Consider the following 12,061-nt stretch of genomic DNA (forward strand, 5'->3'; position numbering starts at 1 on the left):
CCGGCCGCGAGCTGCTGTTTCCCTTGATCTCAAGCGGCTCCCCTGCCGCCCTACACCGCTGCGTCGTCTTCTTCCTCCGCCAGCAGCTCCAGGAAGAGCTTCACGAGCTCCGGCTCGGGCTGGGCTCCCCCCGTCTGCCGCTCATAGAAGCGGCGGAACAGCTCGTCCATCGGCGCTTTGGTGGCCGAGACGGCCTCCGACTGCAGAACCGCCTCCATCTCCGGATACACAGGGCGGATATGAATGAACCCTTCCCGGGTCTGGCGCAGCTTATGGATCTGCTCCAGCGACATCGTCTCCGTCAAATGGACCTCGAGATCGATCCACGCTGTCGGGTCCTTCCCCTCTTCCAGCCACTGGTGCACTTCGGAGAGTCCGCCCTTGGCTTTCCAATGGACAAGCGGCCGGCCGCTCGAGAGGAACATCTCCTCCATCTGCGGCTCGGCTCCCGGACGGATGTCGAGTACAGTGACCGACTTGGCCTGACCCGCTTCCGAGAAGCTGTAGGCCAGCGGAGAGCCGCTGTAGCGCATCAGTGACCCCGCCTTGATGTTCTGCGGCCGGTGAAGATGGCCGAGCGCCACGTATTGGGCACCGACCGAGAGCGACTGGGTATCGACGGTATAGGCGCCGCCGACCTGAATCGGCCGCTCCGACTCCGTCTCCTTGCCCCCGAGCACATACAGATGGCTCATGAGCAGATTGACCGTGTCCGGCCGGAACCGCTTCGCCTGTTCCTCGGCGATATGGCGCACGCGCTCCGAATAAGCGGCTCGCAGCACCGTTTCCTCCGCTTCGTCCGAGAGCAGCTCTTTGAGCCGGGACTCCGACGGGTAAGGCAGCATGTAGATCACCGCCGACTCGCCGGTCCTGGCGATATGCGTCTCATGGACCCGCGCTTCCGGCAGGCCCACCAGCGTCACGCCAAGGCGGTCCGCCAAGGGGGCCGCCGCGGCCAGGCGGTCCGGGTGGTCATGGTTGCCGGCAATGACATACACCGGCCGCCTCCCCTGATCGGACAAGCGGGAGAGCGCGTCGTAGAACAGGCTCTCGGCCGCTGCCGGAGGGTTGACGGAATCGTAGACGTCGCCGGCCAGGAGCACAAGGTCGATGTTCTGGTCGCGCACCAGCTCTACCAGCTCGTCGACGAACGCCTCCTGCTCCGGCAGCCGGCTCCGCCCTTCCAGGGTACGGCCAAAATGCCAATCGGCCGTATGTAAAATCCGCATCCTATCTCTTCCTTCCTCTACCGAACTAGCCAGGTCGCAGGCCTGCTAGATCTGCACGATATGGGCCCCGTCAAACAGGAATATATACTTGGCGGTAACCGGCCGCTTCCAGATCGCTTCCACCGCGCGGCCATACAGATCGAGCTGCATCTTGTACCGGGCGGCCGCCGCCTGCGGCGAGCTGCCCTTGAGCCGGTCGGTCTTGTAGTCGACGAGCACGAGCCCGTCCCCTTCATCGATCAGACAGTCGATGACCCCCTGCAGCATAACGGTTTCTTCTGCGGCCAGCGCTTCAACCGAAGGGTTGACGTCCGCCGCCCGCATGGCGAAGCTGAACGGCACCTCGCGGTGTAAGCTTACAGCCGACTGCAGCCGGGCCCCCAGTCCGCTCTCGAAGAATGCGAGGATGACCGAGGGATCCACCATGTCCATCTGCTTCGGCGTGATGAGCTCCCGCTCCACCATCCGGGCCAGCGTCTCCCGGATGCCGGCCAGCGTCGGAGCCGGCTTCAGCGGAATCTGCTGCATCACGGAGTGGAACACGGTGCCGCGCTCCGCCGCATTGCCCTTCTCCTGCTCGAGGAAGCGGGGCCGGCGCACAATCACGGGCCGGTAGCCCGCGCCTGTGCCAAGGGCTGCAAGCTCGCCCGACGCGATGGTTCCCTGCCGGCCGTCCGCCTCTCCCCACAAGGTCGGGGAAGGCTCGTCCGACAGCGTCTCGAGCAGCTTGTGATGCTCGGAGAGACGCTTGAGCTCCGTCACCGAGGTCTTCGACAGTACTTTGGAGGCTCCCCCGTCCGTATAAACCCAGTCCAGGCGGCGCCATACCTCGGCTTCATACCGCTCCGTGCCGTCCACCGGCTCGTAGCGCTGCACCTGCTCCCAACGCTCTTCGCTGAATTCCGACTGGGCGGCCGCCGCCTGCGCGAGCCCGGCGAACACGTCGCCCCGCAGCAGGTGGACATTCCACCGGGAGGCTTCCCCGGCCAGGAACGGCCGGGATTCGAAGTCCGCATCCGCCGCCGCGCGCAGCATCTCCGCATCCGGGTGCCGGATGACGGCCGGGCCGATCCAGTCAAGATAATTGCGCGCCTTGGCGAGCGCATCGTCGGGCAGCCGGGCATCCCGGTGCCGGACGAACCGGGTCCAGGACTTCGCCAGCTTCTCCGCCGACCGCACCGAGGCGACCAGGATCAGCTTCTCGCGCGCCCGGGTCAGGGCGACATAGAGCACGCGCATCTCTTCGGCGAGCATCTCCATTCCGATCTTGCGCTTAATCGCCAGCCACGGCAGCGTCGGATAGCTGACCCGGTTCACCGTGTCCGTCAGCTTCGGACCGAAGCCGAGCTCCTTGTGCAGCAGGAACGGGTCGGTGAGATCGCGACGGTTGAAGCCTTTATTGAGCCCCGCTACGAAAACGACGGGGAACTCCAACCCCTTACTCTTGTGGATCGTCATGATCCGTACAACGTCCTCCTGCTCGCCGAGCGCCCGCGCCGCCCCGAGGTCCCCTCCGGTGCGCTGCATCCGCTCGATAAACCGCAGGAAGCGGAACAAGCCGCGGAACGAGGTGTTCTCGTATTGGCGGGCTCGGTCATAGAGCGCACGCAGGTTCGCCTGGCGCTGCTGGCCGCCGGGGAGTCCGCCCACGAAATCCAGGACCTTCGTCTCGCGGTAAATCCGCCAGATGAGATCGGCTACGGAGCCTTGGGCGGCGTAATTTCTCCATGCGCGCAGCTGGCCTAGGAAATGCTTGAGCTTCTCCTGCACTTCCACCCTGCGGAGGAATCCGTCTTCTTCCCCGGCATCGCAGGCCGGCTCCGCATTAAGATCCTCGGCGGAGGATGTTTCCCGCCCTCCGTCACCGGCGCGTTCACTGGAAGAAGGGGGTACGGCCGCCGCAAGCAGTTCTCCGGCAGCCTGCTCATGCGGCAGTCCGTCCGTCTCGCCTGAGATGGCCGCCTCGGCTCCTTCAAGCCGGTCCTGGGATGAGTCATCCGCCAAGCGGTCCGCCTGCTCGGGAGAGACTCCTCCGCCTGCCTCTTCCTTCCGCTCCTCCCTCACATAAGCGCGCACCGCGTCATAGAACGGGCCGTGCGGCCGGCAGATCCGGATGTGGGCCAGCTCTTCGTCATCGAGGCCGGCCATCGGCGAACGGAGCACGGAAGCGAGCGGAATATCCTGGTAAGGATTGTCGATCACCTGCAGCAGGGAGAGCAGCATCTGCACCTCCACCGCCGTAAAATAGCCCGTGTTCAGCTCCGCATACGCCGGGATGCCCATCGCTCTGAGCTCTTCGATGAGCACAGGCCCCCACTGCTGCGTCGCCCGGAGCAGGATGACGATATCGCGGTACGAGACGTCCCGCGTCCCTTTGCTGGCCTTGTCATAGACCTGCAGCTTTCTGTCGCCGTCCGCCGCCAGCATGCCGCGGATCCGCTGCCCGATGTAACGGGCTTCGAGCTGGACGGCCTCGAGCTCCGCCGTTTCGGCCGCCAGGTCATCGCCTGCGCCGCCTTCCTCCTCCGCAGACTGCTCGGAGGCGTCCGCTCCCGCTCCCCGGACGTCCTCATCCGCCGAACGGTCGATGAGCACCAGATCCGCAGCGAAGTCCTCGCCCCCCGGCAGCGGATCGGGGTAACCCGCCCCGTAGGCAAGCTCCGCCCGTTCGTCGTAGTCGATCTCTCCGATCCCTTCGCTCATCAGCTGACGGAATATATAGTTCGTCCCGTCCACCACCTGGCGGCGGCTTCGGAAGTTCCTTGCGAGGTCGATGCGCTGGCCGGGTTCCGTCCCGTCGAGCCGGTAGCTCTTGTACTTCTCCTGGAACAGACCCGGCTCCGCCAGACGGAACCGGTAAATGCTCTGCTTCACGTCGCCTACCATGAACCGGTTGCCCGGGGTCTCCCGCGCGATGAGCTCGACGATCGCCTCCTGCACGCGGTTCGTATCCTGGTACTCGTCGAGCAGCACTTCCACGAACTGCTCCCGGTACTCGAGCGCAGCCGCAGACGGCGTCAGGCCTTCCGGTCCGGCGCCCTCGCCGGAGAGAATCTTAAGGCAGTAGTGCTCGAGATCGGCAAAATCAACCAACCCCTTGGCCAGCTTCGCCTTGCGGAAACGCCCGCCGAACTCCAGCACGACCTCCACGAGCAGCCGCATCAGCGGAGCCACCGTCCGCAGCTCCGCCGCATACTGCTCCGGCGTCCGGGCGAAGAGCTCCTCCTTCAGGTCGCCGATCCGGTCCTTCGCTTCTCCGCGCAGCTCCTTGACACGCTCCTGCAGCTCCTTGTCGTAGCCGTCGCCCTTGCAGGCCTTGAGCTTCCCGAACGATGCCGTCTGGAAAGCCTCGTAGAGCGAAGCCCACGTGCCATGCTCCGCTCTCCCGCACAGCTCCCGGACGACGGACAGGTCATCCTGCAGATTGGCGAGGTACGGGTCCGGCCCTCCGGGGAGGTTCGCCGTATCCTCGGCCTCGAGCAGCAGCGCCTCCGCTCCCTGAAGCTCAACTCGCACGTATGCCTTCAGGCTTTGGATCCAGGGGCTGTTCTCCTCCAGCTCCGCCGTCTCGAACATGGCGGCACACGCCTGCAGCCAGTGCTCCGGCCACGGATGGCTCCGCGAGTCGTCGTAGAGCCGCTGGATCAGCTGAAAGAGCGCGTCGTCGCTCTTGTCGCCGCTGAAGGAATCGGCCAGCAGCCAGAACGGGTCGTCCTCGGGGGATGAGCCGTATTTTTCCTCGAGCAGGTCTTCCAGCAGGTCCTGGCGCATCAGTGCCGTCTCGGTCTCGTTGGCGATCCGGAAGCCCGGATCGAGTCCGATCCGCTGGTAGTGACGCTGAATCACTTCCATACAAAAGGAGTGCAGCGTCGTAATGGACGCCCGGGGAATCAGGGCCAGCTGCCTGCGCAGATGCTCCGATTCCGGGTTCGCGTTCAGCGCCTTCTCGAGCGCCTCGGATATCCGGTGCCGCATCTCGGCCGCCGCCGCCTTCGTGAAGGTCGCCACGAGCAGCCGGTCGACGTCGACCGGATCGGCTTCGTCAGCAATCCGGCGGATAATCCGTTCGACGAGCACCGCCGTCTTGCCGGAGCCGGCCGCCGCCGCCACCAGCATGGAATGACCGCGGATCGCGATCGCATTCCACTGGTCGTCGGTCCACGTGCTGCCTTCCGGCTTGGGGATGTAACGGACACTCATTCTTTGGGACCTCCTTCTTCCGCCGTACGGCCTTCATTCATGTCTGTCAGCATCGGGTCATTCTCCTCGCCGTTCTCCTCGAGCCGGAAGAGAAGCTGCCCTTCTTCCGGAAGATGGCCTTCATCCTTCTCCTGCGGCTTGCCGCGTCCCCTCGAGCTCCGGGAGGAGCCTTCGGAACGCGCTCCGCTTCCTCTTCTCCTCCGCTTTGCTGTTCTTCTTCGCCATAAGATCCCACGCCAATTCCTTGCCCATCTGCGGAAGGATCCGGTACTCATTGTCTTCGAGCTGCGGATCGAACTGGCAGACGGGTCGGAAGGAGCAGGTACTGCAGGCGATGTTCTGGCCCATCCGGTAAGGATGCACCCCGATCTCGCCGTCCGTCATCGACGTGCCGATCTCCTGGATCGTGTTGCGCACGTGCTCCCTCACCGTGTTCCACTGCTCCTCCGACGCGACGGATGAGGTTTTGTAGAACGATCCGTCCGCCTTGAGCGCCGCAGGGAGCAGCTCCGAATGGCCGCTGGAGCCGGCAAGCCGGCTGTCCATGAGCGTGATGACATCCGGGTCGGCCTTGAGCAGGCCCCGCATCTTGAACCGCTTCTTGAGCTCCTTGTCGATCTGCTCCGCCGTCATGCCGTTCTTGGCGTTCAGCAGCGGATTGTGCACGTGGAAGTACAGCACGCCGGCCGGCTCGGCTTCTTTGCCCAGCCACACCGGGGCATGGGTCAGAATGACGTCGAGGTAAGTCAGCATCTGCAGCGACAGGCCGTAGTACACCTCCGCCATATTCAGCGACTTCGCGCTCGACTTGTAGTCGATGACCCGCAGCAGCGTCCCCTTGTCGGTGTCCGCGCGGTCGATCCGGTCAATGCGCCCCCGCAGCTCCATCTGCACCCCGTTCGGCAGCGCATAGTGAAGCGGAGGAATCTGCTGACCTGCGCCGAAGCCCACTTCGAGACCGATCGGCCGGAACTGCCCCCGCTTGGCGTGCTCGCCGAGCATCAGGGCGGCTCTGCCGACCACCTGTTTCAGCTTGCGGGCAATGTACAAATACCGCTCCGAGCTCAGGAGAATCTCCCCCTGAAGTCTCGGGGCCAGCGTATCGATGACGAAGGCCGCCCGCTTGGCGGACTCCTCCGGCGTCAGCGCGTGCCAGTCCATCTGCTCCCGCTCAGCCTGCTCCACGAAGCTGCTCAGCGCCGCATGGAACAGCTGGCCGACATCCGGCGCCTCGAGCCGGAAGATCCGCCGCTCCTTGAGCCGCAGCCCGTGGGAGGCGAACTGGGAGAACGGACAGGCCACGAAGCGCTCCATCCGGGACACGCTGGTCTGGATGAGATCTCCGTACAGCAGCCGGCTCGTCTCCGGCGACAGACGCATCGCCCCGCCGGTATACCGCAGCGCCTTCACCATCCGCGACAGTTCCTGGGCCTTATCGTGCTCGGGCAGGCGGGTAAACCAGTTGTACACCGACCACCATACGACGTTCATCGGGGCCCCGCGCAGCCACTGCCTCAGCTGAACCGACAGCAGTGAGAATGCCGGTCCCGGACGCGAGACGTATTCCATATGCTCGCCCGGGTGCCCTTCGGCTTCCGGATCGTGCTGCAGCAGCCTTTCCTTGACGGACGGGAACATTCGCTTGATCTGCCGGATGATATCCGACGGCAGCAGGCTGCGCCCTTCCTCATCCGCCAGCGGATAAGAGAGCCACAAGCCTTCGCTCGGCGTACAGAAGGCATAGTACATCAGGAACGATTCGTCGAGCAGCCTTCTGCGTCCGGTGTCCGCCGTCTCGAGCCCGCTCTGCGCGAGGAACTCGCGCTCGCTCTCGGTCAGCAGTCCTTTTTCCGGCATCTTCGCGGGCATAACCCCTTCCGTCGCCCCGAGAACAAACGTATGCTTGATGCGCCCCGAACGCGTCCGGTCCATGGACCCGACCAACACCTGGTCAAGCGTCGGCGGAACGAGGCCCAGCCGGATGCTCTCGAGACCCGTCTCCAGCAGATCCGTGAACAGCTCAAGCGTGACCGTCTCCTGCCCCATCAGCTCCACAAGCTGGTCGAGCACATCCATCACCCGGTCCCACACCTGTCCGTGCATGCGCGCCGTCTCCGGCTCCCCTTCGCCCAGCGCCTTCTGGCTCCAATACTCGAGACGCTCCGGCACGCGGAGCCCCGTCAGGAACCCGTAGAGATGCTCGACGCGTTCCCGGACCGTTTCCCTTCTCCCCTTCATTCGCCGGTACAGCTCGCCCATCGGAGCCGACACCTGTCTGCGGCAGGCATTGATCCGCTTCAGGAACGCCTCGTCCGCAGCCCGGGCTTCCCCGTCGTCCTCCAGCGTGGTCCGGTAGGAATAGGTCCAGTCCTTGTCGTCGGTCCAGCGGCTGCCCTGGATGCCGAAGGCAAGCACATAGTTCTCGAGCTGGTCCATGGCGTGGCGGTCGATGCGGATTCCCGTCTCGGGATCGACATTCTCCCCCGGCATCGGGATGAAAAAGCCCGTTTTGATGCTGCGGAACACCGCATCATATTTCCAGTGGTTGCCGCATGCCTCGAGGGAGGAGCGGATGAGCTCGACGAGCGGATGATGAAGGATCGACCGCTTCACGTCGAAGAAATGCGGAATGCCGTAATCCTCGAATGTGGCCTTGATCAGGTCGCAGTACGACTCCATGTCGCGCAGGGATACCGAGATGTCCCTCCAGCGCAGACCCCGGTCCCTCACGAGGGCGATGATATCGCGGGCGGCCCCTTCCACCTCGGCCCTTCTTCCCGCCGCCTGCGTTATATGAAGCGGCGAGAGGCTGCGTTCGAGCGGAACGACCGGACAGGGCTGCTTCACCCGGTCATCCCAGTGGGCTTCCAGGTAAGCGAGCATCGGCTGTGCGGCGAATCGGGCCGGAGGTGCGGCCGGCAGCACCACCGGCTCCAGCACGTCCACCTGCGCCTCCCGCAGGAGCTCCTGCAGCTTCTGCATCGTGCGCGCCGGAAGATGGAACAGCTCCAGCTCGTTCAGCGGCTCCCCTGGCAGATACGGCCGGTCCAGACAGAGCGTGATCGTCACCCGATCCGCGCGTTCCCCGAGCTTCACGAGGACCGCCAGCTCTTGGGGCGTAAAGCCGTGGAACCCGTCGACCCATACCTCGGCTCCCTGCGCATAAGCCGATTCGGGCAGCTGCCGGGCCAGCAGCGTCAGGTAATCCTCGCCGTCGAGGTACAGCTTCGAGAGCTCCGTCTCGAATTCGGCGTACACGACCTGCAGATCGTGGAGCTTGTCCTCCAGGGACCCTCCGCCCGGTCCGCCGTCCCCGAATTTGCGGGTATAAAAGGCGGCCAGATCCTCGGGAGCCACACAGTACCTTTTGAGCTCGCTGAGGATGTCGTTGAGATTGTCAATGAAGCCCATCTGGTCCGCCGAAGCATGGAATCTCCGCAGCCGGTCCTTTCCTCTATGTAAAATGCGGTGGAGCAGCAGCTTCTTCCCGATCTCGTCGATCGGCAGCCGCGCCGTTCCCCCCACCTCCTGCATCACCCGCCAGGCCAGCCGGCGGAAGCTCAGCACCTGCGCCCTCATCGTTCCGCCGAGGCCCGAGCCGTTCACAAGGGCATACTCCGTCTGGAAGGTTGCCTGCTCCGGCACGAGCCAGATGATCGGGCGCCCGTCCGGCCGCTCCCCGAGCCGCTCCTGAATTCTTTCAAGCAATATGTCGTCTTGCCGCTCCCGGCCCTGCCGAGCACGAAACGATATGCCATCGCTGCACCTCAATGCCGCTTTCGCCATCCGGCGTAAGCTGTTATTTAAAGGCCTGCCGCACGGGCCTGCCGATGTTTGCCTGCTGCGTTTCATGAGCTGTGGAGAAAAAAGCGTCCAGCAGCTGCGATTTTCTTCCGTTCGCACATTTCTTCTGTCCATGCAAATTTCTTCGCATCGTGCGTATGCTTTGTTGCTATTCGAGCTTTTCTTCTGTCTTCGTACGTTTCTTCTTTCATTTGCTTCTTCTTGCGGTCTTCATGCTTACTTCGTGCTCTTTTTCTGCAGCGGGTTCTCTCTATCGTTGGTTCTCTTCTATCGTTGGTTCTCTTCTATCGTTGGTTCTCTTCTATCGTCGGTTCTCTTCTATCGTCGGTTCTTTTCTATCGTCGGTTCTTTTCTATACATTGGCTCTTCTCTTTAACTACACCGCTTGGTGACCTTCCAGCTTTCCTGCTTCCAGCTTTCCAAGTTTCATCCTGTACTTTGGGAATTCTTCTATTCTACCAAATATTCGTTCGCCATGGGACAAGGAGACTTCTGGATGTTCTACCGATTATAGCACATTTTTTGATAGAGAACACTTGTTCTCCTGTTCGTTTTGTTGTAAAATGCTGTTATATGATCCTATTTGAAGGAGTGCTGCACATGATAGCTGAACACCCCGGTTTGGAATCGCTACTGACGGGTCTTGCTGCCGACGGCTCTTTCTCTCAACTTCTTAAGGCTTTGGATACTTCCGCCTCGCAGCTGTCCGGTGTGGAACTGCAGGCTTTCAAACATAGATCTCTTCAAGCGGTCGAATCCGCTCTGCTCAGCGACCCTGCCAAGCTGATGGAGCTGGCGCTCCGCTTCACGGAGACGGACAGCGAAACCGGCCAGGAGATGGCCGTATTCCTGCTCACGGGCCAGTACGCACTGCACCCGGGACCCGTATCGGACCGGTTGAAGCGTCTGGCCGGCAGCCCCCACGCCCCGGTGCGCAAGTGGGCGGCCGAGGCCTGCGGTACGCTGCTCGTGAAGCATTTTGACTCTTTCTCGCTGCAGCTCGTCGATTGGGTCACCGACCGCGTGCCGACCGTGCGTCTGTCCGCACTGCATGCGATCCGTGCGGCCGCCAAGACGCGCAATCCGGTCTGGGCCGGCACCCTCTTCGACCTCCTCGAACCTCTGCTGCGCGATACGCATGCTGACGTCAAAAAGACGCTCAGCGTTCATACTCTGGGTCCACTGCTCCTTCCCGCCTACCCGGAGGAAATCACCCACCGTCTATCGAAATGGATCGGCAGCGCCGATTCCAATGTGCGTGTACACGCGGTCTATCTCTTCGCTTCCGGCGAAGTCTCCGCTCATTGGGACCGGCTGTCCCGCTCGTGGAAGCGGCTGCTCAAGGATCCGACGCCGGCTGTCCAGAAGGCCGTACTGGCTACCTTGAAGCACGTCGAGAAGCGGACACCCGAGCGCATCTCCTCCCTGCGGATCGGCAGCGGCCTGCGAAGCCCGGCGCCGGGCTACAAGCAGGCGCTGTAAGCTGCAAACTATATTTGTACTGTACAGAAGCCCGGAGCTTGATGGTGAAGACAACCATCGCCCCGGGCTTCTATCGCTTTTAGCATCATTAGTACCACTTTTCGGCATAAGGAACACACGTTCCCCTGTCCAGCACAAGGCTTATTGGAGCCGACAGGGCAATCTTGGATGAATGCCCTGCAACGTATTCTTTATGTTTTCTTGATTGCCCCGCGACGTTTCTGTTATCTTTTCTTGGTTTTCCTGCCCCTCGACGTATCTGCTGTCTTTTATTGATTGCCCTGCGAAGTATCTGTTATCTTTTCTTGGTTTTCCTGCCTGCGATGTATTTCATTTTTGACAGCGACCTTTATGCGAAGCATAACGGAGCGCAAAAATGAAACTACGAGCCTAGGCATCTGACGTTCGTCTGCCCTGCGAAGTATCTGTTATCTTTTCTTGGTTTTCCTGCCTGCGATGTATTTCATTTTTGATAGCGACCTTTATGCGAAGCATAACGGAGTGCAAAAATGAAACTACGAGCTCTCTACGAGCCCTCAGGCACCAAAAAAGCCTACAAATCCATAGGATGTGTAAGCTTCTTTGACTTTGAGCCGCTGGGAAGCCCAGCAGGAGCGTGCGCCTACGTATTACGCCCGCTTATGAACACGCCGAGAGGTCAGTCCGTAAACCAGACCGTCTTCTCCTCCACCGGACGGCGCTTTCCTTCCGGCGCAGCCTGAGCCGGAAACCCGATATAGAGCAGGGCGACCATCTCTTCCTTCTCCGTGAGAGCAAAGGCCTCCTTCATCCGCGGGTGGTACATCGGCTCACCCGAGCGCCAGATCCCTGCAAGTCCAAGCGCATGAGTCATCAGCAGCATGTTCTGCACGGCGGCATGCGCCGCAGCGAACTCCTCGATGCGGATCACACCCTTCGCTTCCGAAGGCGACACCGCGACAGCGATGACCAGTCGGCGCCCGGAACGCCTTGGACCCATGCTTGCGCTGCAGCTCCTCCTGCGCCTCCGGCGTCAGCTCCCCGAGCCCTTCAGCCGCAATATCCACATAAGCGTCGGCCAATCGCTGCCGGCCGCTGCCCGTCAGGACAAAGAACCTCCACGGCTCCGTGCCGTGGTGGCTTGGCGCCCAGTTGCCCGCTTCCAGAATGGATTCAATCAGTGCCTGATCCACTTCTTCCTGCGTTACGCGTCCGGTTGTCCGCCGGCCTCGGATCGCTTCTTCAATACTCATGCCCGTATTCATTATCCGCACCTCCACTTTGTACCGCAGCCCCAGCTGCAGCAGCCATCCCAGTCATTATATCGCCTCCGGGGGCGAAAAGGAACCGTGCATCGGAACCTGCCG

The 12,061-nt window shown here is 62.3% G+C and carries 5 protein-coding genes and 1 pseudogene; 2 read left to right on the forward strand and 4 right to left on the reverse strand.

Annotated elements, in window-relative coordinates; genetic code table 11:
* Positions 1–50: 50 nt before the first annotated feature.
* The 3 genes from PM3016_RS27240 to addB all read right to left on the reverse strand — a co-directional run bounded on the left by PM3016_RS27240 (position 51) and on the right by addB (position 9,137).
* On the reverse strand, positions 51–1,229 hold the full coding sequence (locus PM3016_RS27240; protein ID WP_013917820.1) for an exonuclease SbcCD subunit D: 1,179 nt from the start codon (positions 1,227–1,229) through the stop codon (positions 51–53).
* A gap of 45 nt (positions 1,230–1,274) precedes the next feature.
* A complete protein-coding gene (gene addA / locus PM3016_RS27245) occupies positions 1,275–5,429 on the reverse strand; it encodes a helicase-exonuclease AddAB subunit AddA (protein ID WP_014371669.1) in 4,155 nt (1,384 codons plus the stop codon).
* Between the two features lie 120 nt (positions 5,430–5,549).
* The gene (addB, locus tag PM3016_RS27250; protein WP_014371670.1) at positions 5,550–9,137 is read right to left on the reverse strand and encodes a helicase-exonuclease AddAB subunit AddB; all 3,588 of its coding nucleotides are present in this window, start codon (positions 9,135–9,137) and stop codon (positions 5,550–5,552) included.
* A 43-nt stretch (positions 9,138–9,180) separates the two neighbouring features.
* Here addB and PM3016_RS40275 point away from each other — a divergent pair, with 43 nt between their 5' ends.
* Together PM3016_RS40275 and PM3016_RS27255 are read left to right on the forward strand one after the other, a co-directional pair.
* The gene (locus PM3016_RS40275) at positions 9,181–9,609 is read left to right on the forward strand and encodes a hypothetical protein (RefSeq protein ID WP_238540330.1); all 429 of its coding nucleotides are present in this window, start codon (positions 9,181–9,183) and stop codon (positions 9,607–9,609) included.
* Between the two features lie 224 nt (positions 9,610–9,833).
* The gene (locus tag PM3016_RS27255; protein ID WP_013917825.1) at positions 9,834–10,715 is read left to right on the forward strand and encodes a hypothetical protein; all 882 of its coding nucleotides are present in this window, start codon (positions 9,834–9,836) and stop codon (positions 10,713–10,715) included.
* 658 nt (positions 10,716–11,373) lie between these two features.
* On the opposite strand, the pseudogene PM3016_RS27260 reads toward PM3016_RS27255, so the two are convergent.
* Positions 11,374–11,959 (reverse strand): annotated as a pseudogene (locus PM3016_RS27260) (nitroreductase family protein).
* Positions 11,960–12,061: the final 102 nt, after the last annotated feature.

The sequence above is a fragment of the Paenibacillus mucilaginosus 3016 genome (genome assembly GCF_000250655.1).
Classification (GTDB): domain Bacteria; phylum Bacillota; class Bacilli; order Paenibacillales; family NBRC-103111; genus Paenibacillus_G; species Paenibacillus_G mucilaginosus.

Excerpts from the sequence above, each read along its gene's own strand:
- PM3016_RS27240 (WP_013917820.1), bottom strand. The coding sequence starts at position 1,229 with ATGCGGATTTTACATACGGCCGATTGGCATTTTGGCCGTACCCTGGAA.
- addA (WP_014371669.1), bottom strand. The coding sequence starts at position 5,429 with ATGAGTGTCCGTTACATCCCCAAGCCGGAAGGCAGCACGTGGACCGAC.
- PM3016_RS40275 (WP_238540330.1), top strand. The coding sequence starts at position 9,181 with ATGCCATCGCTGCACCTCAATGCCGCTTTCGCCATCCGGCGTAAGCTG.
- PM3016_RS27255 (WP_013917825.1), top strand. The coding sequence starts at position 9,834 with ATGATAGCTGAACACCCCGGTTTGGAATCGCTACTGACGGGTCTTGCT.